This window comes from Vibrio sp. V31_P5A7T61 (assembly GCF_009904895.1).
Taxonomy (GTDB): domain Bacteria; phylum Pseudomonadota; class Gammaproteobacteria; order Enterobacterales; family Vibrionaceae; genus Vibrio; species Vibrio metschnikovii.
In genome coordinates this window covers 1-26,392 of record NZ_WXWI01000050.1, presented here as the reverse complement: position 1 = coordinate 26,392, position 26,392 = coordinate 1, and the positions used below count along the sequence as shown (strand labels likewise).

Below are 26,392 nucleotides of genomic sequence, written 5' to 3'. Positions count from 1 at the left end.
GGACGTAACTGGTGACATTTCTCTACCAGAAGGCGTAGAGATGGTAATGCCAGGCGACAACATCAAGATGGTTGTAGAGCTAATTGCACCAATCGCGATGGACGAAGGTCTACGTTTTGCTATCCGTGAAGGTGGCCGTACAGTAGGCGCTGGTGTTGTAGCTAAAGTTATCGCTTAATCACAGTTTCTGTGAAGAATGATTTGACTATCCAGTAGCAAAAAGGGCATCATTTGATGCCCTTTTTCTACACAGTTAGTCACTTTGTTTGTTTTATCATCAAGCGCTAGCATGAAATTTAGGGGCCGAGACTATTTCTTGGTCAAAATCAGTATATCAGCCGTGTAGCTGATGAAATGGATTTGCCCTGCAACAGCGGGGCTGTTGTCGTCTATAGTAAGACTTGTGACAGGTTGGTTTATGAAAGCTAATAATGCTGAAACTCCTGATAGCTCAAATGCGCTAGATACGTTGAAGTGGGTCATTACCTTCGTATTGTTGGCCGCTGCTGTTGTAGGTAATTACCTGTATGGTGAGTGGTCTGTAGTCGCACGTGCTGCAGGTGTCATTGTGTTAATTGCCGGCGCTCTTGGCGTTGCGGCAACCACAGTAAAAGGTCAAGCTGCGATTGTTTTTGCACGCGAATCTCGGATGGAGGTTCGTAAAGTGGTGTGGCCTACGCGTCAAGAAACCATGCAAACAACATTAATCGTGTTAGCTGTAAGTATTGTAATGGCTTTAGCACTTTGGGGCATTGATGGAATTATGGTTCGTCTAGTGTCTTTTGTGACTGGAGTATAGAGGGTTTAATACATGAGTGAAGCTCCAAAAAAACGCTGGTATGTCGTTCAAGCCTTTTCTGGGTTTGAAGGTCGTGTCGCTCAATCACTTCGTGAGCATATAAAAATGCATGCGATGGAAGAGCACTTTGGTGAAGTGCTGGTTCCAACGGAAGAAGTGGTGGAGATGCGCGCAGGCCAACGTCGCAAGAGCGAACGTAAATTCTTCCCAGGTTACGTGCTGGTACAAATGGTTATGAATGATGAGTCATGGCATTTGGTACGTAGTGTTCCTCGTGTAATGGGCTTCATTGGTGGCACTTCGGATAGACCAGCACCAATTACTGATAAAGAAGCCGATGCGATCTTGAACCGTTTAGAAAAAGCGAGTGAAGCTCCACGTCCGAAAACGATGTTTGAGGTTGGTGAAGTGGTCCGTGTTACAGAAGGTCCATTTGCTGATTTCAATGGTACGGTAGAAGAGACCGATTACGATAAAAGTCGCCTGAAAGTGTCGGTCTCTATCTTTGGTCGTGCAACGCCAGTTGAACTCGAATTTGGTCAAGTAGAAAAACTTGATTAAAATAGCATCTATTTAAGTCTTGTGAAAAGCGTGAGATAAGATTATAATTTCGCGCCTTTTTACCGGCATTATGTAAAACTGGGGAGCTGATAAATATATTAGCGTTTGCACCCAATCATTAGGAAATATCATGGCTAAGAAAGTTGAAGCTTATATCAAGTTGCAAGTTGCAGCTGGTATGGCGAACCCAAGTCCACCAGTTGGTCCTGCTCTAGGTCAAAAAGGTGTTAACATCATGGAATTCTGTAAAGCGTTCAACGCAAAAACAGAATCAATGGAGAAAGGTCTACCAACTCCAGTTGTTATCACTGTATACAGCGACCGTTCTTTTACGTTCATCACTAAGACTCCTCCTGCAGCAGTTCTACTTAAGAAAGCGGCTGGCCTTAAGTCTGGTTCTGGTCGTCCAAACACTGAAAAAGTGGGTACGATCACTGACGCACAAATCCAAGAAATCGCAGAACTAAAAGCTGCTGATATGACTGGTGCTGATATTGAAGCGATGAAACGTTCTATTGCGGGTACTGCTCGTTCAATGGGCCTAGTGGTAGAGGGTTAAGATCATGGCAAAATTAACTAAGCGCATGCGTACAATTCGTGAAAAAGTTGACGCAACAAAAGAATACGAAATCAACGAAGCAGTTGCTCTTCTTAAAGAACTAGCGACAGCTAAATTTGTTGAATCTGTAGATGTTGCTGTGAACCTCGGTATCGATGCTCGTAAATCTGACCAAAACGTACGTGGTGCAACTGTACTACCACACGGTACTGGTCGTGACGTTCGCGTTGCAGTATTCACTCAAGGTGCTAATGCTGAAGCGGCTAAAGCTGCTGGTGCAGACCTAGTGGGTATGGAAGATCTTGCTGAGCAAGTGAAAAAAGGTGAAATGAACTTCGACGTTGTGATTGCTTCTCCAGATGCAATGCGTGTTGTTGGTCAATTGGGTACCATTCTTGGTCCTCGTGGTCTAATGCCAAACCCGAAAGTTGGTACTGTAACTCCTAACGTTGCTGAAGCAGTAAAAAATGCGAAAGCAGGCCAGGTTCGTTACCGTAATGACAAGAACGGTATTATCCACAGCACTATCGGCAAAGTGACTTTCGAAGCTAACCAACTGCAAGAGAACTTAGAAGCTCTGCTTGTTGCGCTTAAGAAAGCAAAACCATCATCAGCGAAAGGTACTTACGTGAAGAAAGTAAGCATCTCTACGACGATGGGTGCAGGTGTTGCTGTTGATCAGTTAACGCTGAACACTAAAATATAATTCCTTTGCTTAGGCGCGAAATTTATGTATAATTTTGCGCCTAATATTTGTGGTTGGGGCTGAACTTTGGTTCTTTGAACTATGACACAGTCTCCGTCCAAGACCGTAGGCGTTATCAGTTAGATAACTTAATAAAACCTACGTAGATGGTGCCCGAACTGACAGAAAGCTCTTATTTTTATAAGTTACCTTTCTTCTGGGACTGCACCTAATAATCTCTCACTGTTGTGATAATAGTGAGTGGTGTAACGACAACCAGGAGCAATCCAAGATGGCTTTAAATCTTCAAGACAAAAAAGCAATTGTTGCTGAAGTCAACGAAGCGGCCAGTGGTGCACTTTCTGCAGTTGTTGCTGACTCTCGTGGCGTTCAAGTAGGCGCGATGACTTCTCTACGTAAACAAGCGCGTGAAGCGGGTGTTTACCTGAGAGTTGTTCGTAATACTCTAGCACGTCGCGCTGTAGAAGGCACAGCTTACGAATGTCTGAAAGACGTATTCGTAGGTCCTACTTTGATCGGATTCTCTAACGAGCACCCAGGTGCTGCAGCGCGTCTTTTTAAAGACTTCGCTAAAGAGAACAAAGCATTTGAGATCAAAGCAGCTGCATTTGAAGGCGTAATTACTGACGCTGAAGTACTAGCGACACTACCAACTTACGACGAAGCAATTGCACGCCTAATGATGTGCATGAAAGAAGCTTCTGCTGGCAAGCTGGCGCGTACTATCGCTGCTATCCGCGATCAAAAAGAAGCTACAGCGGCTTAATTGCCTTGCTTTTTATTGGTTGCTAAATAAACTTATTGTTGACTTAAAAGAGAATTGTTATGTCTATTACTAACGAGCAAATCCTAGACGCTATTGCAGAAATGTCTGTAATGCAAGTTGTTGAACTTATCTCTGCTATGGAAGAGAAGTTCGGTGTTTCTGCTGCAGCTGCAGTAGTTTCTGGCGGCGCTGCTGCTGCTGAAGTTGAAGAGCAAACTGAATTCGACGTAATTCTAACTGCTGCTGGCGCAAACAAAGTTGCTGTAATCAAAGCAGTACGTGGCGCAACTGGTCTTGGCCTAAAAGAAGCTAAAGCTCTAGTTGACGGCGCTCCAGCACCTCTAAAAGAAGGCATCGACAAAGCTGAAGCTGACGCTCTTAAAGCTCAGCTAGAAGAAGCTGGTGCAACTGTTGAAGTTAAGTAATTATTACTTAATTCCTTAGCCGAAAGGCTAATGGCTGGTGGTTTATTGACCACCAGCCTTTTTGCGCTGTAGGGTATGGACGAATTTTCCCGCTGTTTAAGCGTTCCATATTCTTGCAAAAAGCATCTAAATCATAACGATACGAGATGCCACTACAGTAAACAGCGATTTAGTCACTGTCCTACCCCTTTTAATAAAGGCGGACAGTTTGGGTCACTTATCAGCGAGCTGAGGAACCCCATGGTTTACTCTTATACCGAGAAAAAGCGCATCCGTAAGGACTTTGGTACTCGTCCACAAGTATTGGACATTCCATACCTGCTATCGATCCAGCTTGATTCGTTCGAAAAATTTATCGAACAGGATCCAGAAGGGCAATACGGTCTTGAAGCTGCTTTTCGTTCTGTATTTCCAATCCAGAGCTACAACGGCAATTCAGAGCTGCAATACGTTAGCTACCGTCTTGGTGAGCCAGTTTTTGACGTTAAAGAATGTCAAATCCGTGGTGTAACTTATTCTAAACCTCTACGCGTAAAATTACGCCTAGTGATCTTTGACAAAGACGCGCCAGCAGGCACGGTTAAAGATATTAAAGAACAAGAAGTCTACATGGGTGAAATTCCACTCATGACAGATAATGGTACCTTTGTCATTAATGGTACTGAGCGGGTTATCGTATCCCAGCTGCACCGAAGCCCAGGCGTGTTCTTCGACAGCGATAAGGGTAAAACCCACTCTTCTGGTAAAGTGCTTTATAACGCACGCGTGATCCCTTACCGTGGTTCATGGCTCGACTTTGAGTTCGATCCTAAAGATAACCTATACGTACGTATTGACCGTCGTCGTAAGCTGCCTGCGTCAATTATTTTGCGTGCGCTAGGTAAAACCACAGAACAAGTTCTAGACACCTTCTTTGACAAAGTGAAGTTTGAAGTCAAAGACCAAACTCTGATGATGGAGTTGGTGCCTGAACGTTTACGTGGTGAAACGGCAACGTTTGATATTGAATCTAATGGTAAGGTTTATGTCGAAAAAGGTCGTCGTGTCACTGCGCGTCATATTCGTCAGCTTGAAAAAGATGAAGTCAGTTTTATTGAAGTTCCTGTTGATTATATTGTCGGCAAGATTTCAGCCAAAGACTACATCAATGAAGCGACGGGTGAAGTGATCCTTGCCGCTAACCAAGAAGTTACTTTGGAAGTACTCGCTCATTTATCTCAAGCGGGTTACAAAAAGCTGGAAGTTCTCTTTACTAACGATCTTGATAACGGTCCGTTCATGTCTGAAACACTACGTGTTGACAGTACCTCAGACCGAATTTCGGCGTTAGTTGAAATCTACCGCATGATGCGCCCTGGCGAGCCGCCAACGAAAGAAGCGGCTGAAGCGCTATTCGAAAGTTTATTCTTCTCTCCTGAGCGTTATGACTTATCAACCGTAGGTCGTATGAAGTTCAATAGTTCTATTGAGCGTACAGACGCAGAAGAGCAAGGCACACTCGATGAAACTGATATCATCGAAGTGATGAAAAAGCTCATCGCGATTCGTAACGGTAAAGGGGAGGTTGATGATATCGACCATCTTGGTAACCGTCGTATTCGTAGTGTTGGCGAAATGGCAGAAAACCAATTCCGTGTTGGTCTAGTCCGTGTTGAACGCGCAGTAAAAGAGCGTCTAAGCTTAGGCGATCTCGATAACGTGATGCCACAAGACTTGATCAATGCCAAACCAATTTCTGCTGCAGTAAAAGAATTCTTTGGTTCTTCACAACTGTCTCAGTTTATGGATCAGAACAACCCGCTATCAGAAGTCACGCATAAGCGTCGTATTTCTGCTTTAGGTCCGGGTGGTTTGACTCGTGAACGTGCTGGTTTCGAAGTTCGTGACGTACACGTAACCCACTATGGTCGTTTATGTCCAATCGAAACACCAGAAGGTCCAAACATCGGTCTAATCAACTCTTTGTCTGCTTTTGCTCGTTGTAATGAATATGGCTTCCTTGAAACACCATACCGTCGAGTTGTCGATGGTGTTGTGACTGATGAAGTTGATTATTTATCAGCGATTGAAGAAGGCCAATTTGTTATTGCTCAGGCAAACGCCAAGCTTACTGATGATAGCCGTTTTGCTGATGAACTGATCACTGCTCGTCAGAAAGGTGAATCAGGTCTTCACCCGCGCGAACATGTTGATTACATGGACGTTGCGACTAACCAAGTGGTATCGATAGCTGCATCTTTGATTCCGTTCCTAGAACACGATGATGCGAACCGTGCTTTGATGGGTGCAAACATGCAACGTCAAGCAGTACCGACACTACGTGCTGAAAAGCCATTTGTTGGTACGGGTATTGAGCGCAATGTAGCTGTTGACTCTGGTGTAACTGTGGTTGCGAATCGTGGCGGTGTTATCCAGTCGGTTGATGCATCTCGTATCGTGGTTAAGGTTAATGAAGAAGAGTTAATTCCTGGCGAAGCTGGTATTGATATCTATAACTTAACCAAATATACCCGTTCGAACCAAAACACCTGTATTAACCAGCGTCCTTGTGTGATGCCTGGTGAACCTGTGGGGCGTGGTGATGTATTGGCAGATGGTCCATCTACTGATTTAGGTGAGCTAGCACTAGGCCAGAACATGCGTATCGCGTTCATGCCTTGGAACGGTTATAACTTCGAAGACTCAATCTTAGTTTCAGAGCGCGTTGTTCAAGATGACCGCTTTACCACCATCCACATTCAAGAACTGTCTTGTGTGGCTCGTGATACTAAGCTTGGTGCCGAAGAGATCACGGCGGATATTCCCAACGTTGGTGAAGCGGCATTATCTAAACTTGATGAGTCAGGTATCGTTTATATCGGTGCAGAAGTTAAGGGTGGCGACATCCTTGTGGGTAAAGTAACACCAAAAGGTGAAACTCAGCTCACTCCAGAAGAGAAGCTATTACGTGCTATCTTCGGTGAGAAAGCTTCTGACGTTAAAGATACCTCATTACGCGTTCCAAATTCAGTGGCTGGTACGGTTATTGACGTACAAGTTTTCACGCGCGATGGTGTAGAGAAAGACAAGCGTGCGCTTGAAATTGAGCACATGCAGCTGAAAGAAGCTAAAAAAGACCTAACTGAAGAGTTCCAGATTCTTGAAGGTGGTCTATTAGCACGTGTTCGTTCTGTACTTGTTGCTGGTGGTTACTCGGACGCGAAGCTTGATTCTATTGAGCGCAAGAAATGGTTAGAGCAAACCTTGGAAGACGAGGAGCTACAAAACCAACTTGAACAGCTTGCTGAGCAGTGGGATGAGCTAAAAGCTGACTTTGATAAGAAGTTTGAAACTAAACGTCGCAAGATCACTCAAGGTGATGATTTAGCACCTGGCGTTCTTAAGATCGTAAAAGTTTACTTAGCGGTTAAGCGTCGCATCCAGCCGGGTGATAAGATGGCGGGTCGTCATGGTAACAAAGGTGTTATCTCGAAGATCAACCCTGTGGAAGACATGCCATATGATGAGAATGGTCAGCCAGTCGATATCGTACTGAACCCACTAGGTGTACCATCGCGGATGAACATTGGTCAGATCTTGGAAGTTCACTTAGGTCTCGCGGCCAAAGGTATCGGCGATAAGATCAACCAGATGATCAAGGAACAACAAGAGCTAGCGAAGCTGCGTGAGTTCCTACAAAAGGTTTACGACCTTGGCGAGACTCGTCAGTCGGTTGACATCGCGGCTTTATCTGATGATGAAGTGCGTACTTTAGCCAATAACCTACGCAATGGCTTAACGGTTGCGACTCCAGTCTTTGATGGTGCGAATGAAGCGTCTATTAAAGAGATGTTGCAATTGGCCGACCTGCCGACTTCAGGACAGTTAACTCTGTTTGATGGTCGTACGGGAGATGCCTTTGAGCGTCCGGTTACGGTTGGTTATATGTACATGCTGAAATTGAACCACTTAGTGGATGATAAGATGCATGCCCGTTCAACTGGTTCTTATAGCTTGGTTACTCAGCAACCTCTGGGTGGTAAAGCACAGTTCGGTGGTCAGCGTTTTGGTGAGATGGAAGTGTGGGCACTAGAAGCCTACGGTGCCGCTTACACGTTACAAGAAATGCTTACCGTTAAGTCTGATGACGTTAACGGCCGTACGAAGATGTATAAGAACATTGTAGACGGTAACCACGCGATGGAACCTGGTATGCCTGAATCGTTCAACGTATTGTTGAAAGAGATTCGCTCGCTAGGTATCAACATCGAGCTAGAAGACGAAGAGTAAACCTTAAGGTTCCCCTTTGGGGGACCTAACTGGTTTTCTGGTAGGAAGGCGCTCGCTACATTAAGCAGCGGGCCCTTTTAACTCCTTACAGGAGCTGATTGTGAAAGACTTATTAAACTTTCTAAAAGCACAGCATAAGACCGAAGAATTTGATGCAATCAAAATCGGTCTATCTTCTCCAGATATGATCCGTTCATGGTCATTTGGTGAAGTGAAAAAACCTGAGACCATCAACTATCGTACGTTCAAGCCTGAGCGTGATGGTCTTTTCTGTGCGCGTATTTTTGGTCCGGTAAAAGACTACGAGTGTCTTTGTGGCAAATATAAGCGTCTGAAACACCGTGGTGTGATTTGTGAGAAGTGTGGCGTTGAAGTAACCCAGACTAAAGTTCGTCGTGACCGTATGGGCCACATCGAGCTGGCTTCACCTGTCGCACACATTTGGTTTTTAAAATCACTACCGTCTCGTATCGGTTTGCTGATGGATATGCCATTACGTGATATCGAACGTGTTCTTTACTTCGAAATGTACGTAGTGACTGAGCCAGGCATGACTGATCTTGAAAGAGGACAAATGCTCACAGAAGAAGAGTATTTGGATCGTCTTGAAGAGTGGGGTGATGAATTTACCGCTAAGATGGGCGCAGAAGCAATTAAAGATCTTTTGTCTTCAATGGATCTACAGGTTGAAACTGAGCAAATGCGTGAAGAGTTAGAAACGACTAACTCTGAAACCAAGCGTAAGAAATTGACCAAACGTTTGAAGCTGGTTGAGGCGTTCCTCTCTTCAGGTAACAAACCTGAATGGATGATCCTGACAGTCTTGCCAGTACTGCCGCCAGATCTTCGCCCTCTCGTTCCACTAGATGGTGGACGTTTTGCTACGTCGGATCTGAACGATCTGTATCGTCGCGTGATCAACCGTAACAACCGTTTGAAGCGTCTACTTGAGCTTGCTGCACCAGATATCATCGTACGTAACGAAAAACGTATGTTACAAGAGTCGGTGGATGCACTATTAGATAACGGTCGTCGTGGTCGTGCTATTACTGGTTCTAACAAGCGTCCTCTGAAATCTCTTGCTGATATGATCAAGGGTAAACAGGGTCGTTTCCGTCAGAACCTACTGGGTAAACGTGTAGACTACTCTGGCCGTTCGGTTATTACCGTTGGTCCATACTTACGTCTACATCAGTGTGGTCTTCCTAAGAAGATGGCACTTGAACTATTTAAACCATTTATCTATAGCAAACTTGAAACTCGTGGCCTAGCAACGACGATTAAAGCGGCTAAGAAGATGGTTGAGCGTGAAGAAGCCGTCGTTTGGGATATCTTGGATGAAGTGATCCGTGAACACCCAGTGCTACTCAACCGTGCACCAACACTGCACCGTTTGGGTATTCAAGCGTTTGAGCCCGTTCTTATTGAAGGTAAAGCGATTCAGTTGCATCCACTCGTGTGTGCGGCGTATAACGCGGACTTCGATGGTGACCAAATGGCGGTACACGTGCCTCTAACTCTAGAAGCACAGCTTGAAGCGCGTACGCTGATGATGTCGACGAACAACATTCTGTCGCCAGCATCGGGCGATCCGATCATCGTTCCTTCTCAGGACGTTGTATTGGGTCTGTATTACATGACTCGTGAAAAGATCAATGCGAAAGGTGAAGGTATGTACCTTGCTGGCCCTGAAGAGGCTGAAAAGGCATATCGCACTAAGAACGCGGAACTCCATGCGCGAGTTAAAGTACGTATTACCGAAACGGTCGTTGATGAAGATGGTCACAGCACTACTAACACCCAATTGGTCGATACAACGATTGGTCGTGCCATGTTGTGGCAGATCGTACCGACAGGCTTGCCTTATAGCATCGTCAACCAAAAGTTAGGTAAAAAGCAAATTTCTAACTTGCTCAACGAAGCGTATCGTAAGCTTGGTCTGAAAGACACGGTTATTTTTGCTGACCAAATCATGTACACCGGTTTTGCTTATGCGGCATTGTCTGGCGTATCGGTAGGTATCGATGACATGGTTGTTCCTGCGGCTAAATACACGGAAATTGCTGATGCAGAAGAAGAAGTGCGCGAAATTCAAGAGCAGTTCCAATCTGGTCTAGTGACAGCCGGTGAGCGCTATAACAAAGTGATCGATATTTGGGCATCAACCAATGATCGCGTTGCGAAAGCAATGATGGAAAACCTCTCTTCTGAGTTAGTCATTAACCGTGATGGTGTGGAAGAGCGTCAAGAGTCTTTCAACAGCATTTACATGATGGCCGACTCAGGCGCACGTGGTTCTGCGGCTCAGATTCGTCAGTTAGCGGGTATGCGTGGTCTGATGGCTCGTCCAGATGGTTCGATCATTGAAACGCCAATCACCGCAAACTTTAAAGAAGGTCTGAACGTACTTCAGTACTTTATCTCAACCCACGGTGCGCGTAAGGGTCTAGCCGATACCGCATTGAAAACGGCAAACTCAGGTTATCTGACTCGTCGTTTGGTTGACGTAGCACAGGACGTAGTGGTTACTGAACACGACTGTGGCACCCATGAAGGCGTTGATATGATGCCTCATATCGAGGGTGGTGACGTTAAAGTTGCTCTGACTGAGTTAGCGCTTGGACGTGTTGTTGCAGAAGATATTATTAAGCCTGGTACTGAAGAAGTCTTGATTCCACGTAATACCTTACTGGATGAAAAATGGTGTCAGATCATTAATGATAACTCGGTTGACCGTATCCGCGTTCGTTCTGTCGTAACCTGTGATGCTGACTTTGGTTGTTGTGCATTGTGTTATGGCCGTGACTTGGCTCGTGGTCACTTGGTTAACCAAGGTGAAGCCGTCGGCGTTATTGCGGCTCAATCTATCGGTGAGCCAGGTACACAGTTAACGATGCGTACTTTCCACATCGGTGGTGCTGCATCAACAGCCGCTGCAGAGAACAGTATTCAAGCGAAGAATAAAGGTTCTGTGAAGCTGCATAACGCTAAATTCGTGATCAACAAAGATCGTAAACTGGTGATCACTTCGCGTGCATCAGAGATGACGATTATTGATGAATTTGGTCGTACCAAAGAGAAGCACAAACTGCCTTACGGTTCGTTATTAAGCAAAGCCGATGGTGATGCTGTTGACGCCGGTGAAGTTATTGCTAACTGGGAAGCGCACACACTACCTATCATCACTGAAGTGGCTGGTCGTATCCAGTTCGTGGATATGATTGATGGTGTAACCGTTTCTCGTCAAACTGATGATCTAACGGGTCTGTCTTCAAGTGAAGTTACCGATGCCGCCGCTCGTCCAGCCGCAGGTAAAGATATGCGTCCTGCGATTAAACTGGTTGATGCGAAAGGTAAAGATGTATTGATTCCTGGTACTGATATGCCAGCGCAATATTTCTTACCTGGTAAGGCGATTGTGAACATCGAAGATGGCGCAGAAGTGAACATCGGTGACACGTTAGCACGTATTCCACAAAAATCTGGCGGTAACCGAGATATCACCGGTGGTCTACCACGCGTAGCTGACTTGTTTGAAGCGCGTAAGCCGAAAGAGCCTGCGATTCTTGCTGAGCATACGGGTACTGTTTCATTCGGTAAAGAGACTAAAGGTAAGCGTCGTCTACTGATCACTCGCGATAGCGGTGATGTGTATGAAGAGATGATTCCTAAGCATCGTCAGCTCAACGTGTTTGAAGGTGAGCGCATTGAACGTGGTGATGTCATTGCTGATGGCCCAGAGTCACCGCATGATATTCTGCGTCTACGTGGTATCCACGCCGTGACTTCATACATTGCTAACGAAGTTCAGGAAGTTTACCGTCTGCAAGGCGTTAAGATAAACGATAAGCATATTGAAACGATTGTTCGTCAGATGCTACGTAAGTGTACCATCACCCATTCAGGTGATTCGGAATTCTTACCTGGTGAGCAAATTGAGTACGCTCAAGTTAAGATTGCTAACCGTTTATTGGAAGCTGATGGTAAAGAACCTGCTCGTTTCGAACGCGAACTATTAGGTATTACCAAAGCCTCTCTGGCAACCGAATCGTTTATTTCAGCAGCGTCGTTCCAAGAAACAACGCGCGTACTGACTGAAGCAGCGGTATCGGGTAAACGTGATGATTTACGTGGTCTGAAAGAGAACGTAATCGTTGGTCGTTTGATCCCTGCCGGTACCGGTTTTGCGTATCACCAAGATCGCCAAGCGAAGCGTCTAGCTCAAAAAGAAGGTACGTCAGCGGAACAAGCGACGGACAATCTTGCTGCGCTATTGAATGCTGGCTTTTCATCGGACGAGTAATCGTATCGCATGATCAAAAAAGGCACCTTCGGGTGCCTTTTTTTAACTCATTTTTCAGGTCAATTATGTTGCGCTGCTTTCACTCAATTTACTTAGATGAAAAGCGAAAGCTCACGCTTGCTTATGCGCCTGGTGGGATAGCAAGGCTGTCTGCTATTAATTGAATCAGGTAATCTTCAGACGCAAACCGCGACTCAAGCACTTCACCAACCATCGATAAATCATTATCGAGATTATCTAAATCATCGTCATCAGCCACAGTGGCATAGTTATCCGCAAAATCCAATAAGGCATCATTGGTTTGGACGATTTTTCCATAGGTTTGGTTGATTTCATCTGTTGCTTTAAAACCAGTCGCTTGCCATTTTTGCATGACCATATCATAAATTTTAAAATGGCCTTCGGAGATATAATCAACCAGCTCTTGGCTAAAGCGGTGCAACGCTTTAGGCGCTGGTAACTCATTCAGTGAGGATTCGGGAGTTAAAGGCTGTAGTGCTGCAAGCTTGCAGTACTCAACGATCAGATGTTGACGGTTATCCAACCAGTGATCGATAACTTCACTGGATCCGCCCCACTGCTCTTGTGTTTTCTTTAATTTATTTAGCATGACCATGCCCTCATGATCTCATCATCTTATTGATGATTTTCCTTGCACACCCATTGTAGTGTTGTACTACAACCTGTTGTCCTAACGAGAATTTATAGGTTTGAAAATCAAATGACTACAAACTCTGGTATGAATTTAGATTGCCAGTAAAATGGTTGAACTGCAAGCAATCAGGAGTGAGTATGTTAGAAAACAGTGACGCAAAAGCCGCTTATTGGTGTGTTGTTTCAGGAAGTGAGATCTGGACCATTGATGGGAGCATCCCTTTTGGTTGTGCGCAGCAATGGCGATTACCGATTGAGTATGCGGTATTGATTGGTGAGCATAACCAAGCCCCCGTTTATTGGATAAATGCTCAAGAGATCGCTGATGAGTTACCAATGGTGAATTTGCGGACGTTATTATCGATGGATTCAGCGCTATTTTTGCTCGCCAGCAAAGCGGTTCAATATGGGCATATGAGTCAAACTCAGCGTTTTTGTTCACAATGTGGTGGGCGTAATCGTCTCAATCATCATCAGTTAGCGATGCAATGTCAGGAATGTCGCACTTTACATTATCCCCGTATTTTTCCGTGCATTATTGTCGCGGTTCGCAAAGATGATCAGATTTTACTTGCTCAGCACCCTCGTCATCGCGGTGGGATGTATACGGTGATTGCCGGTTTTTTAGAGGTGGGAGAAACCCTTGAGCAATGCGTCGCGCGTGAAGTACAAGAAGAAACGGGGATTATTATCGACAATATTCGCTATGTGGCCAGTCAACCTTGGGCGTTTCCTTCCAGTATGATGATGGGTTTTTTAGCCGATTATGCGGGAGGTGAGTTAAACCCCGATTATTCAGAACTGACCGATGCGCAGTGGTTTAGTGAACCTCATTTACCTGATCTTGCTCCACACGGAACGATAGCTCGAGCTTTAATTGAACAGACCTTGACCGACATACGAGCCAAGAATGATAAGATCGACAGTCATTCTTTTTAGAGAAAACAGGCATAAAAAAACCCTCCGCAAGGGAGGGGGTAAGTAAGATGTCGTTATGAGATGCTAGACATTCAATGCCTAGCTATTATTATCGTTTTCGCTAGCGAATAAATTTGTAACAGTTAATGCTTTTGCACGCAATTTAAGCATTGATTTAAAAGTTAATAACTTGATCTCGGTTGCAAAGCACTCTGCGATGCTTGGTCAATCAATGTTAGAATGAGCGATTGATTACCGCTTGATAGAAAAATGGGAATAAGCCATGACTGAATTAAAAAATGACCGCTATTTGCGTGCATTACTCAAGCAACCTGTCGATTGCACGCCAGTATGGATGATGCGTCAAGCGGGGCGCTATCTACCAGAATACCGAGCGACACGTGCACAAGCGGGCGATTTTATGTCGTTATGCAAAAATGCCGAGCTGGCTTCTGAAGTTACCTTACAGCCGCTGCGCCGTTTTTCACTCGATGCTGCCATTTTGTTTTCCGATATCTTAACCATTCCTGATGCCATGGGTTTAGGCTTGTATTTTGAAGCCGGTGAAGGGCCAAAGTTCGAGCGCCCCATCACTTGTAAAGCGGATGTGGATAAAATTGGTTTACCTGATCCAGAAGGCGAGCTGCAATATGTGATGAATGCTGTACGCCAAATTCGTAAAGATCTGCAAGGCGAAGTACCTTTGATTGGTTTTTCTGGCAGCCCTTGGACGTTGGCAACCTATATGGTCGAAGGCGGAAGTTCAAAAGCGTTCACCAAAATCAAAAAGATGATGTATGCCGAACCTGCTTTATTGCATCGGTTACTCGATAAATTGGCAAATAGTGTCATTGAGTATTTGAATGCACAGATTAAAGCTGGAGCGCAATCAGTGATGGTCTTCGATACTTGGGGAGGCGTATTAACGCCAAGAGATTATCAGTCGTTTTCGCTGCATTACATGCATAAAATTGTTGATGGATTGATCCGTGAGCACGAAGGAAGACGAGTCCCTGTTACATTATTTACCAAAAATGGTGGTATGTGGCTTGAGTTGATTGCGGCGACGGGATGTGATGCGATTGGACTCGATTGGACCATCAATATTGCTGATGCTAAAGCACGAGTGGGTGATAAAGTTGCGCTACAAGGCAATATGGATCCTTCCATGCTTTATGCTAGCCCTCAGCGAATTCGTCAAGAGGTAGCAAGTATTCTTGAGGGTTTTGGTACCGGTAGTGGTCATGTGTTTAACTTAGGCCATGGTATCCATTTAGACGTTCCACCAGAGAATGCTGGAGTGTTTGTCGATGCGGTTCATCAACTTTCGACCCCTTATCACCGATAAAAAGGTTCAGTATTGAGCCCGCTTTCCTTTGAATAGCGAAGAGGTGGGCCTATCTGCCTCTTTATCTTGTTTGGTATATACTGAGATAAATTCACCACTAAAGATTATGGTTCGACAATGAAAACCCGAGAGCGAATAATTCATGCCGCATTAGCCTTGTTTAATGAACATGGTGAAAGACCGATCACCACCAACCATATTGCGGCTCATATCGACATTAGCCCCGGTAATCTCTATTATCATTTTCGTAATAAACAAGAGATCGTGCGTGAAATTTTTGCTTGGTACTCGGCTGAACTTATCGAGCGTTTTAGCCCTTGGCAGGGGCAATATGAGAGTTTAACGCTGCTGAAACATTATTTGGATTCTATTTTTAATTTGATGTGGAAATATCGATTTTTCTACGCCAATTTACCGGAGATTTTGCAACGCGATCCTGAGCTTCATCAATCGTATATTCAAGTTCAAGATAAGCTCCAAGTGAACTTGATTAATATTATGCAAGTGTTTATCGATATGCAGCTGCTGGTGATTGATGAGCAAGAGATGAAAAAGCTAGTGACAACGCTGCATTTGATCGCTTCAAGCTGGTTGGCGTATCAGTCTGCGATGTCGGCTAACGCGTCCATTACCGAGCGTGTTATTCATCAGGGGATGCTACAAATTATCTCAGTGATGAAACCTAATGCTACCCCCCAAGGTTTAGAACAATTACAATTATTAGAAGAAGGTGTCAGAGCCATGCACGCCAGCACCATCAATGGTTAGAGTGCGTTGACTTTTCAATGGTTACCATATGGTTGCGGCTGTTATAGCGATGCTGAGTAATAAGTTTGGAGATATAACGTTTTTATCTTACTCATCATAGGCCGATTTAGATAAAGTGTGCTTATGTCCGCTAAATACCCCTGTGAATAACCATGCACTATGATGTTTTTAATGGTGATGCTGATGGCATCATCGCGCTATTACAACTGCGCTTAGCCGAGCCTATCGAAAGTCAGCTAGTGACTGGCGTGAAGCGTGACATACAGTTACTGAAAAAACTAACGGTTAATCCTGGTGATTCTCTGACTGTACTGGATATTTCGATGGCGAAAAATGCCTTTGATTTACAGCGCCAGCTCTCCGAGGGAGCAAGCGTTTTTTATGCTGATCATCATCAATCCGGTGATATCCCTAACCATCCCCATTTAACCGCGAACATTGATTTAAGTGCCAATACTTGTACAGGATTGATTATTGATCGATTACTGGCGGGCCGTTTTCATCATTGGGCGATTGCCGCTGCTTATGGCGATAATTTGATCGCAACCGCCAATCAACTGGCATTACAAGCTGGATTAACGACATTTCAAGCCGAGCAGTTGCAGTCAATCGGCACTTTGCTCAATTACAACGGCTATGGGCAACAATTGGAAGATTTGCACTTTCATCCCGCAGAATTGCTGCGAAGTTTATTGAACTATCCTTGTCCTTTTATGCTTATCGATGATCATCATTCCCCTTATCATCGTCTCAAGCAGGCTTATCAGCAAGACATGGCGCAAGTACAAAGCCTAGAAGCATATTACCAAAGTCGAGAATTACGCGTGTTTGTGTTACCCAATCAATCGGCCTCACATCGAGTCAGTGGTGTCTTTGGTAATCTGCTAGCCAATCAACAACCGAGCCAAGCTCACTTGATCGTGACTGAAGCGGACAGTGAGAGTTATACCGTGTCATTACGGGCTCCTTTAGCGAATAAACAAGGTGCAGGAGCCATTTGTGCTCAGTTTGTTAGCGGTGGTGGGCGAGAAGCGGCGGGAGGGATAAATCGTCTAGCCAAATCACAACTGAGCCAACTGATAGAGAGGGTCGAAACTTATTATCGATATTAATCATCGTCGATAGCGCTGGTGAGACTTATCGTCTCAGCCATTGGCGTGGGTTTTCAGCTCGGCTATTACGACGAATTTCAAAGTACAACGCGGGACGAGATTGCCCACCAGTATCACCGGCTAAGGCAAGCGTATCACCTGCAACGACCTTATCGCCCTCTTTTTTCATGAGTGATTGGTTATAACCGTATAAGGTCATATCACCTTTGCCGTGGTCAAGTAAAATCACTAATCCATAGCCACGTAAATACTCCGCAAATACGACCGTTCCCGGATAGACAGCTTTGACGGCTTGCCCATAATTGGCGCTGATCACCATGCCTTTCCAATCGACTTGACCGGTTTGTTTCTCTCCAAACTGGTGCAACACGTTACCTTGCAGTGGCCAGGGTAGCTTACCTTTTTGCTGAGCGAGTCCATCCATCGGTACTGCATTACGCTTCGCTGCTTTGGCGATTTCAGCTTTCAAGCGAGTTTCATTGCGTTGCAGTTCGGCAAGATAAACTTGATCACCCGAGATACTTTGTTGAATGGTATTGACGGTTTTACGCCGCTCCGCTTGAGTGCTGGCGAGCTTATCGCGCTTATCGGTTTGTTGTTGCAATAGGGCGGTGATTTGATCACGCTCACGCTGCAGTTGCTTTTCACTTTCGTTGAGCGCTTGATGGGTTGTTTGTAAACTGCGTAAGGTTTCCGTACGCGCTTTGGCCAAATGTTGATAATACTGACTAATTCTATCTTGCTCGACGCCACTTTTGAGGAGATCGCCGCTGGCCAGTGCTCGCTGAGTTACATAGTACGTCTGTAACAGTTGAGTGAGTTTTTCGGTCTGTTGCTGGCGCTGCTGTTCTAACTCAAGTCGGTTTTTTTGAATATTGGCGAGATTGTCATTAGCGGTCACGACATCACGTTGGGTATTTTTAATTTGATTTTCTAGCTGAGAGATAGACAACTCTTGTTGTCTAAGTGAACGCTGTAATTGATCCAGTTCTTTTTGTCGTTGGCTCAGTGACTGCTGTTGACGAGAGATTTCGTTTTTGACGCCAGAAAGCTCTTGTTGCGAAGCGGCATAAGCAGCACCTGATGAGGTGGTAATCGCTAAGCAGACCGCCAATAATCGCACAGTAAGTTTTAGAATAGACAACGTCATGTTTAGGCAATCATCACCATTAAAATTGTTGAATGCCCAGTATACTCAAAGTCACGTATCAGGCGAGCAGCATAATGTAAACTTTGTGCGGTTTTTTGTCATACTGCTCATTTGTCGTTAAGGATCGGCGTTTAGCGAGATGATTTCGGTTGAAACTGTTTCACACTGCGCTTTTGGGCACTCCGTCGATTGGCTTGTTTATCTCGTGGTTGACGTTTTGGCACCGTGGTGGCGGGTTGATCTGTAACGGGAAAATCGGCCAACGTCTGCAACACAAGAGGGCGTTGAGTCAGTTGACGAATGGCATCGAGGATCGCGTTTTCATTATGACAGACTAAAGAGAGAGCGAGACCTGTTTGCCCAGCTCGTGCGGTTCGCCCAACGCGGTGAATATACACTGCCGGGCTTGGCGGTAAATCAAAATTGATGACCACAGAAAGCTGTTCAATATGAATGCCTCTTGCCAATAAATCGGTTGCGATTAGCACTTCAATTTTCTGCTGTTTAAATTGAGTCAAGATTTGCTCACGCTCGGTTTGATCTTTATTACCATGGAGTGCGGCAACACGAATTCCAGCTTTAAGGAGTTTTTTGGCCAGTGCGTCTGCATTATCTCGAGCGCTAATAAAGACCAAGACTTGAGACCAATGATGTTGTTTGAGTAAATGAATCAAGACTTGTGCTTTGCTGCCTTTATTGACCAAGTACAGTTGTTCATCAATCTCTGGCACGGTTTGATTCGGCAGATTAGCGCTGATCTTAATGGGATCGTTTAACGGCTGGAGGGCTTTTTCTTCAAGCTCGGGGAGTAAGGTTGCAGAAAATAGCAGGGTTTGTTTTTTAGCGGGTAAATGGGCCATGATCCGCTGCACATCTGGCCAAAATCCCATCTCTAATAGCCGGTCAGCCTCATCCAGTACCAGATGTTGTAGCGATGATAAGTTTATGATCTGTTGCTCAATAAGATCCAATAATCGCCCTGGCGTAGCAACGATGAGCTGAGGGTTTTGCGCTAATTGATCCTGTTGCCATTGCTGGTCAACCCCTCCACAAAGTGGACACACATCGATGTTCATCGGTTTGGCGATTAAGCCAAGCGCTTGACTGACTTGGCTTGCCAGTTCACGCGTCGGTACGATGATCAAGGTTTGAATGTGTGGTGTCATCGGGAGTGTTTTTTGTAATAGCGGTAAACCATAAGCGAAGGTTTTACCGCTGCCCGTTTGAGCGAGAGCGAGCAGATCACGACCAGATAAAATCACAGGAATCGCCAACTGTTGGATTGTGGTCGGAGTATGTAACTCAGCGGGCAGTGCACTAAGTAGAGAAGAAGCTAAGTTAAGCTCAGAAAAGGTCATAAATACATCATGGATGAGGAAAGCGGTGGTCTGAGTCTAAAGCTATTCATCGTTGGCGACAACTAACGATGATAGCGATGCCAAGTAAGCAACCGTTAAGTAAAATCTATCGATAAAAAATCCCCTTAAATAGCGAATTTAAGGGGATCAATGCTTCAAAAATCGTACGCTAATAACAAGCGTTATGAATAAAGCACTTTACCTGACATATCTGCGGGAATTTCCATGTCAGCCAGCGCTAACATGGTTGGTGCGAGATCCGACAGTTTACCGCCCTCTTGTAGAGTAATTGATTTATTACCGACATAAATCAGCGGTACTGGTAAACTGGTGTGAGCCGTATGTACGCCACCGGTTTCAGGGTTAATCATCATTTCAGCGTTACCGTGGTCTGCGGTGATGAGCAACTGACCATCGACTTCTTTAATCGCTTCAACCACTCGGCCAATACATTCATCGACCGCTTCACAAGCTTTAACCGCCGCTTCATAAACACCAGTATGGCCGACCATATCACCATTTGGATAGTTACAAACGATCGCATCGTATTGACCGGATTTAATCGCTGCAACCAGTTTATCGGTGAGTTCTTTGGAGCTCATTTCTGGTTGAAGATCGTAAGTCGCGACTTTTGGAGAGGCCACTAGCTGGCGCTCTTCACCAGGAAACTCGTTTTCTGCGCCACCGTTAAAGAAGAAGGTCACGTGGGCGTACTTCTCTGTTTCTGAAATACGCAGCTGAGTTTTGCCCGCTTTAGAAAGCCATTCACCATAAGTGTTTTCTAGCGATGCTGGTGGGAAAGCGGTCGCTAGTGGAATATCGGCCGCATACTGAGTTAGCATCACGAAATTGACATTAGGGAACACTTGACGAGTGAAACCATCAAAATCGGCGACAAACGTGCGGGTGATTTCACGAGCACGGTCAGCACGATAGTTTAAAAATAGTACCGCATCACCATCTTGCATGGCTGCTGATTCTTGATCTGCGCTACGAATTTCTGTGGCTTTGACGAACTCATCGTTTTCTTCACGCGCATAAGCGGCATTAAGGCCAGCAACGGCAGAGTCATAGGTGAACTCTGCTTTAGCTTGAGTTAATAAGTCATAAGCTTGCTGAACGCGATCCCAGTTATTATCACGGTCTATGGCATAATAACGACCGATAAGAGAAGCGATGCGTCCTTTACCGAGTTTGCTAAATAGGTCTTGGAAACGTGCCAATGAACCCTCAGCACTGCGTGGTGGGGTATCACGTCCGTCAAGGAAGCAGTGTAGGTAAATTTTCTCTGCGCCACGAGCGGCGGCTAGCTCTACTGCCGCATAGATATGGTCTTCGTGAGAGTGCACGCCACCTGGCGACATCAATCCCATCAGGTGAACCGCTTTGCCTTCGGCTACCGCTTTATCAATCGCATTCACAATCGCTTCGTTGTGTTGGAATTCTCCATCAGCAATTGATTTTGTGATTCGAGTTAAGTCTTGATAAACGATACGGCCAGCGCCGATGTTGGTATGGCCAACTTCAGAGTTTCCCATTTGACCGTCAGGTAGACCCACATCCATGCCAGAAGCAGAAATAAGAGTATGAGGATGATTTTCCATCAACGCATCAAGTACGGGTGTGTGCGCATTGTTGATCGCGTTGCTGGTGTTATCTTCACGGTAGCCCCAACCGTCAAGAATCACTAGAGCCATAGGCTTCTTAGCAGACATAATTATAACCTCGTCAAATTCATGGTAATGAGAAATAAAAAACTAGCGTAATTTTACTACACTTTCTCCGCTTTGCAGTAGGTTAAGATCAATGATTCTGCCTATCAATCAGAAGAATGTTGTCTATGGATCAACATTCGTTGTTTTTGCTTCTCTCTGCGGCAATCGATTGATGTTACGCTCTCATTAAGTTAACGCCCAAGTGGCCAAATACACAATACATAATCCTACGAGTCCAAGAATTAAACCGGTTTTAGCCATATCTTTACTTTCAATTAAGCCTGTGGAGTAAGCTAATGAGTTAGGCGGTGTTGAGACTGGAAGGATCATGCCTAAAGAAGCGGAGAACGCGACCACGACCAATAACCCTTGTAGACCACCAATTTCCGTTAAACTGGACATCGAGACACCAATAGCGGCAGCAATTGGCATTAATAAGTTTGCTGTTGCCGTATTGGACATGAAGTTCGCCATTAGCCAGCAGACCATCGATAGCGAAATGACGATGAACATCGGTGATAAGCTTTCATAGTCAATGGCATGGGCTAAGGCAACGGCAAGTCCGGTATGTTCTAACCCAATACCGATCGCAATCCCCCCTGCCACTAGCCATAATACGTCCCAGTTAATTTGCTTGAGTTCTTCTTTACCCATAATGCCTGTTAACGTAAATACAGCTAGTGGAATGATCGAGACCACATAAGTATTCATGCCATGCAGAGCGGTACTCATCCACAATAAAATCGTCGTTGCAAAAGTGATGTAGACGACGATTGCTCGCCAAGATCGTTGAAATGTTCCCTGCAATTTTAGCGTCATTTGTTGTTGTGATGAGGGAAATAAATACTGCAATAAAAACCAAGCAATGGTTAATTGAACAATCACAAAGGGTAAGCCCATCATCATCCAAGATAGAAAGTCTATGCTGTTCTCTCCCGTTAAATACTGTAAAGCAATCGCATTCGGTGGTGTACCAATCGGCGTCGCGATGCCTCCTGTATTCGCAGCAATCGGAATGGATAGCACCAAAGCTTTAATGCCTAGCTCCCCTTTCGGCGCAGAGGCGACGATGGGGCCAAGTAGAGCTAACATCATTACTGTCGTAGCCGTATTTGACATGAACATCGAGAATACGGAGGTGATGAGCATCAATCCAAGCATAATAAATTTAGGTTGATGACCAAACGGGCGCAGTAATACCCGTGCTAAGTTGTTATCCAGTTGATATTTTGACGCCGCGATCGCTAAGGCGAATCCACCCATAAACAGAATAATGATCGGTGAAGAGAAGGCACCAAGAATGTCAGTGTAAGGGATTAAATGCCCGACCTCATGTTGTTCAATTGGGGAGCGGAACCAATGTAACCCCTTGTCTGAAATCATAATTAATAATAAAGCGATGATCAGAATAGAAGTAGCAAAAACGGGTACCGGTTCTAAGACCCAGAGTAGAGCCGCGAGTAAAAAAATAGCCAGCAAACGATGCTGAACGAGTGTCAATTCATCAATAGGAATGATGTCGATGGGCAGTAAGAGTACACCGACAGGAATCAAAAAACAGATTGCTAGCCGAGTCAGTAACCCGGTCGATAACGTTGACATAAGAGCGTCCTTTGCAAAAATATCCGAATGTCATCTAGGGTAAAGCATTGCTATGAAAAAATCGTAATAGGGAGTGGAAAATTGTTAGCTTAGACACAGTTCATCAGCGGAAAGATCGGCTCAGAACAAACATAGGCACCACTTTTAGTGATAAAAATGGTGCCTATATTGCATTTAACGCGTTGAAAATAAGGAGGAACTTGATTAGGCTTTGTGGGCGTAAGCAGAACCGAGCAGGGTTGGCGTATTTAACTGCATGCTACTATCGAAACGAATCTGTTGTTTCGCAAATAGATTGATAACGGTTGATCCCAACTTAAATCGACCCATCTCTTGGCCTTTTTTCAACTGGATAGCATTAACACCTTCTGCTGGATAATCCCAACGATACACGGTATTACCGCGCGGTGGAGTCATGGTTCCTGCCCATATCATCTCGATACTGCCAACAATCGTTGCACCGACCAGTACTTGAGCCAGTGGACCAAATTCGGTATCAAAAATACAAACAACCCGTTCGTTACGGGCAAACAAATTGGGCACATTCTCTGCGGTCAGCGGGTTAACAGAAAATAGATCGCCAGGCACATAGATCATTTGTCGTAATGTACCATCACATGGCATATGCACTCGGTGATAATCTCGTGGTGATAGGTAGAGAGTGGCAAACTCACCATCACGAAACTCTTCAGCCAGTTTTGCATCCCCCCCAAGCAGTGCTTGAGCAGAATAATGATGGCCTTTTGCTTGAATCAGTTGGCCGTCAGTTATTGGGCCGAATTGACTGACGCAAGCGTCGGCTGGATGAACGAGTGTCGCTTCGTCATCGACAACGGGGCGTAGGCCAGGCTTTAACTCACGGACAAAAAATTCGTTAAATGTCGCAAAGTGTTTTGGATCGGAATGTAACGCTTCACTCATGTTGACATTGTATTGTTTAATAAACCAGCGAATGATGGCGGTGGTTAGACTACCTGCCTTCGCTGACGCGAGTTTACCGACTAAACGGGTTAAAGCATGTTGTGGCAGCCAATATTGCAGCCTAACTTTAAATTTATCCATCGTATGTTATTTCCAATCTATCATCTTTATTTTGGCGCGAAATGGTACTGAAAAATAATCCGCGTGTCATCAGACTCTGTTCGTCTGTGAGTATTTATTGTTGGTCTGATTTTTTATTGCGAGAATATTGTCGATTGGCTTTATTTTCCGACATGCTCTCAATAATACGGTGATAGTTATCAAAGCGTTGTGCGCTGATTTTACCGTTTTCTACGGCTTCTCTCAGTAAGCAACCCGGGTCATCACCATGTTTACAGTCACGAAATTTACATCCACCTAAATAGGGACGAAATTCTACATAAGCTTTGGTCACTTCCTCTGCGGCTAAGTGCCATAAACCAAACTCACGAATGCCCGGAGAGTCAATCAAATCGCCACCCGATGGGATGTGATATAAGCGAGCTGCGGTCGTGGTATGCTGTCCAAGCCCTGAGTTCTCAGAGATTTTACCCTCTTCAGCAATGATGCCGAGTTGAGGCATCAAAGCATTGACTAAGCTTGATTTTCCTACACCGGATTGACCGACAAAGATATTAATCTTATGACTTAACTTACTCTCTAATAACGCGATATTTTCGCCACTTTCTTTACTGACAAAAATGACGTCATAGCCAATTTCTTGGTAAGCGACCAATTGCTGTTGATAATTTGTCCGCTGCGCTTCACTGAGTAAATCGACTTTATTAAGAACGATGACAGGAGCGATAGATAGTGTTTCTGCAGCAATTAAGTAACGATCGATGATATTCAGCGATAATTCAGGTAAGACAGAAGAGACAATGATCATTTGCTCAACATTAGCCGCGACGGGTTTTAAACCATCGTAATAATCCGGACGAGTCAGAACTGAGCTGCGAGGCTCTACCGCTTCGACCACGCCTGAAATTCCAGCAAGAGTTTCTACGCCAGGGCGCCAAATGACTTGATCGCCACACACCAAACTTTCGATTCCGCGACGTAAATTACATCGATGAACGATCTTTGTATCGGGGTCTTCAATATCTGCATGTTGACCAAATCGCGTGATCACTAGACCGGATTTGGCATTTTCCAGCATCGATTCGTCCCACTGTACGGAGTCTTCTTGTTTTAACTTACGGTGCTGGTTATTTCTAACTCGGCGCACTTGGCCTTTAGTGAGTTTTTTCTTCTTTGTCACGTTTTTTCACTTTAAGTTTTTTAACTTAGAACGATGCCTAACTCAATTTATCACTGTGCGCTGCACAGCGGTATCGTGGTTAGGGAGATTTAGGTTATAGTACCTTTTTTATTGGCAAACCCCTATAGGCACTTAATTATATGTCTTTTAGCGATCAAAACTTGATTTGGATTGATCTGGAGATGACCGGGTTAGACCCTGATGTCCATAAGATCATTGAAATAGCAACCATTGTTACCGATAGTCAACTGAATGTATTGGCAGAAGGACCGGTGTTAGCTATTCATCAATCCGAAACCGAGTTACAAAAAATGGATGAGTGGTGTACTCGTACCCATACCCATAGCGGGCTAGTGGACCGAGTGCGCCGCAGTTCGATCAATGAAGTTCAAGCGATAGAACAGACGATTGATTTCTTACAACACTGGGTTCCTGCTGGTGCTTCACCGATTTGTGGAAATAGCGTTGGTCAAGATCGACGTTTTCTTTACCGACATATGCCAGAGCTAGAAGTGTATTTTCATTATCGTTGTATTGATGTGAGCACTATCAAGGAACTGACTCGTCGTTGGCAGCCTGAGATTGCTGCGGGATTCAGTAAACAAGGAACTCATCTTGCCTTAGATGATATTCGAGAATCTATCGCCGAGCTTAAATTTTATCGTTCTCACGTTTTCAAAATTTAATAATCCTAACTATCGAGCGGTGAAGGGCGGTATGGTTGACCGCTTTTCTTTAATTGAATGGTTGTAACTTCGTCTGGATCTGTGTGTTTTTTGTTTAAGTGGTTTTTTTTATCGTCATACGAAAAGAAAAATGATTTTTTTTGCTTTAACTACTTGCATCACAAAAAAATGCACTTATAATTCGCAGCCCTGAACAGCACAAAACGTTGTTGATGCGACACTAGCTCAGTTGGTAGAGCGCAACCTTGCCAAGGTTGAGGTCACGAGTTCGAACCTCGTGTGTCGCTCCAGATTTGCTTTTATTGCCGATGGCGATAAAACAATAAAGTTACAAAGCTGACATCGTGCTTAACGGTGAGTAATACGGACGCGGGGTGGAGCAGCCTGGTAGCTCGTCGGGCTCATAACCCGAAGGTCGTCGGTTCAAATCCGGCCCCCGCAACCAAACAGATAGCCTTTATCGTGCTTAACG

20 protein-coding genes, 2 tRNA genes and 1 pseudogene are annotated in these 26,392 nt (G+C 44.9%); 16 read left to right on the top strand and 7 right to left on the bottom strand.

From position 1 onward, the window contains the following. The 9 genes and pseudogenes from tuf to rpoC form a co-directional block, all read left to right on the top strand. A pseudogene (gene tuf / locus CAG58_RS10925) lies at nt 1-178 on the top strand (elongation factor Tu); the annotation flags it as partial. Between the two features lie 240 nt (nt 179-418). Further along, nucleotides 419-799 carry a preprotein translocase subunit SecE gene (secE, locus tag CAG58_RS10920; protein ID WP_004397650.1) on the top strand — a complete coding sequence of 127 codons (381 nt, stop codon included), beginning with the start codon at nt 419-421 and terminating at the stop codon, nt 797-799. Nucleotides 800-811: 12 nt separating this feature from the next. Then, a complete protein-coding gene (gene nusG / locus CAG58_RS10915) occupies nt 812-1,360 on the top strand; it encodes a transcription termination/antitermination protein NusG (RefSeq protein ID WP_004397649.1) in 549 nt (182 codons plus the stop codon). A 130-nt stretch (nt 1,361-1,490) separates the two neighbouring features. Continuing rightward, nucleotides 1,491-1,919, top strand: a complete 429-nt coding sequence (gene rplK / locus CAG58_RS10910) for a 50S ribosomal protein L11 (RefSeq protein ID WP_004397648.1) — start codon at nt 1,491-1,493, stop codon at nt 1,917-1,919. 4 nt (nt 1,920-1,923) lie between these two features. Further along, a complete protein-coding gene (gene rplA, locus CAG58_RS10905) occupies nt 1,924-2,625 on the top strand; it encodes a 50S ribosomal protein L1 (RefSeq protein WP_004397647.1) in 702 nt (233 codons plus the stop codon). Nucleotides 2,626-2,896: 271 nt separating this feature from the next. After that, nucleotides 2,897-3,391 carry a 50S ribosomal protein L10 gene (gene rplJ, locus CAG58_RS10900; RefSeq protein WP_072671278.1) on the top strand — a complete coding sequence of 165 codons (495 nt, stop codon included), beginning with the start codon at nt 2,897-2,899 and terminating at the stop codon, nt 3,389-3,391. A 59-nt stretch (nt 3,392-3,450) separates the two neighbouring features. Next, nucleotides 3,451-3,816: a 50S ribosomal protein L7/L12 gene (rplL, locus tag CAG58_RS10895; protein WP_004397645.1), complete on the top strand. Its 366-nt coding sequence runs from the start codon at nt 3,451-3,453 to the stop codon at nt 3,814-3,816. Nucleotides 3,817-4,056: 240 nt separating this feature from the next. After that, nucleotides 4,057-8,085: a DNA-directed RNA polymerase subunit beta gene (gene rpoB, locus CAG58_RS10890; RefSeq protein ID WP_115152679.1), complete on the top strand. Its 4,029-nt coding sequence runs from the start codon at nt 4,057-4,059 to the stop codon at nt 8,083-8,085. A gap of 100 nt (nt 8,086-8,185) precedes the next feature. Next, nucleotides 8,186-12,388, top strand: coding sequence for a DNA-directed RNA polymerase subunit beta' (gene rpoC / locus CAG58_RS10885; RefSeq protein ID WP_158137721.1), 4,203 nt, complete (start codon nt 8,186-8,188; stop codon nt 12,386-12,388). A gap of 121 nt (nt 12,389-12,509) precedes the next feature. Here the strand turns inward: rpoC and CAG58_RS10880 are convergent, their stop codons facing one another. Further along, entirely contained in the window at nt 12,510-12,998 is a 489-nt protein-coding gene (locus CAG58_RS10880; protein ID WP_040905865.1) for an Rsd/AlgQ family anti-sigma factor, read from the bottom strand. Between the two features lie 182 nt (nt 12,999-13,180). Here CAG58_RS10880 and nudC point away from each other — a divergent pair, with 182 nt between their 5' ends. The 4 genes from nudC (at nt 13,181) to CAG58_RS10860 (ending at nt 17,188) form a co-directional block, all read left to right on the top strand. Further along, nucleotides 13,181-13,981 (top strand): NAD(+) diphosphatase, encoded by an 801-nt coding sequence (nudC, locus tag CAG58_RS10875; protein WP_154169361.1) that lies wholly within the window; start codon nt 13,181-13,183, stop codon nt 13,979-13,981. A 262-nt stretch (nt 13,982-14,243) separates the two neighbouring features. Continuing rightward, complete coding sequence (gene hemE, locus CAG58_RS10870) at nt 14,244-15,308, top strand: uroporphyrinogen decarboxylase (RefSeq protein WP_158144354.1); 1,065 nt, start codon at nt 14,244-14,246, stop codon at nt 15,306-15,308. Between the two features lie 117 nt (nt 15,309-15,425). Further along, nucleotides 15,426-16,076, top strand: coding sequence for a TetR/AcrR family transcriptional regulator (locus CAG58_RS10865; protein WP_158144353.1), 651 nt, complete (start codon nt 15,426-15,428; stop codon nt 16,074-16,076). A gap of 152 nt (nt 16,077-16,228) precedes the next feature. Then, complete coding sequence (locus CAG58_RS10860) at nt 16,229-17,188, top strand: DHH family phosphoesterase (RefSeq protein ID WP_161426321.1); 960 nt, start codon at nt 16,229-16,231, stop codon at nt 17,186-17,188. A gap of 25 nt (nt 17,189-17,213) precedes the next feature. Here CAG58_RS10860 and CAG58_RS10855 read toward each other — a convergent pair whose 3' ends face one another. The 6 genes from CAG58_RS10855 to rsgA form a co-directional block, all read right to left on the bottom strand. Beyond that, nucleotides 17,214-18,338 carry a murein hydrolase activator EnvC family protein gene (locus tag CAG58_RS10855; RefSeq protein WP_161426320.1) on the bottom strand — a complete coding sequence of 375 codons (1,125 nt, stop codon included), beginning with the start codon at nt 18,336-18,338 and terminating at the stop codon, nt 17,214-17,216. 131 nt (nt 18,339-18,469) lie between these two features. Then, on the bottom strand, nt 18,470-19,696 hold the full coding sequence (locus CAG58_RS10850; RefSeq protein ID WP_161426319.1) for a DEAD/DEAH box helicase: 1,227 nt from the start codon (nt 19,694-19,696) through the stop codon (nt 18,470-18,472). A gap of 182 nt (nt 19,697-19,878) precedes the next feature. After that, a complete protein-coding gene (gene gpmM / locus CAG58_RS10845; RefSeq protein WP_161439743.1) occupies nt 19,879-21,411 on the bottom strand; it encodes a 2,3-bisphosphoglycerate-independent phosphoglycerate mutase in 1,533 nt (510 codons plus the stop codon). 186 nt (nt 21,412-21,597) lie between these two features. After that, a complete protein-coding gene (locus tag CAG58_RS10840; RefSeq protein ID WP_158137733.1) occupies nt 21,598-23,013 on the bottom strand; it encodes an SLC13 family permease in 1,416 nt (471 codons plus the stop codon). 204 nt (nt 23,014-23,217) lie between these two features. Continuing rightward, the gene (gene asd / locus CAG58_RS10835; protein ID WP_154169351.1) at nt 23,218-24,075 is read right to left on the bottom strand and encodes an archaetidylserine decarboxylase; all 858 of its coding nucleotides are present in this window, start codon (nt 24,073-24,075) and stop codon (nt 23,218-23,220) included. A gap of 94 nt (nt 24,076-24,169) precedes the next feature. Then, on the bottom strand, nt 24,170-25,234 hold the full coding sequence (rsgA, locus tag CAG58_RS10830) for a small ribosomal subunit biogenesis GTPase RsgA (RefSeq protein WP_161426317.1): 1,065 nt from the start codon (nt 25,232-25,234) through the stop codon (nt 24,170-24,172). 140 nt (nt 25,235-25,374) lie between these two features. On the opposite strand from rsgA, the gene orn reads away from it, so the two are divergent. From orn to CAG58_RS10815, 3 genes are all read left to right on the top strand, one after another. Further along, the gene (gene orn, locus CAG58_RS10825) at nt 25,375-25,920 is read left to right on the top strand and encodes an oligoribonuclease (protein WP_154169347.1); all 546 of its coding nucleotides are present in this window, start codon (nt 25,375-25,377) and stop codon (nt 25,918-25,920) included. Nucleotides 25,921-26,134: 214 nt separating this feature from the next. Continuing rightward, a tRNA-Gly gene (locus CAG58_RS10820) sits at nt 26,135-26,210 on the top strand. A 78-nt stretch (nt 26,211-26,288) separates the two neighbouring features. After that, nucleotides 26,289-26,365, top strand: a tRNA-Met gene (locus CAG58_RS10815). The last annotated feature ends 27 nt before the right edge of the window (nt 26,366-26,392 follow it).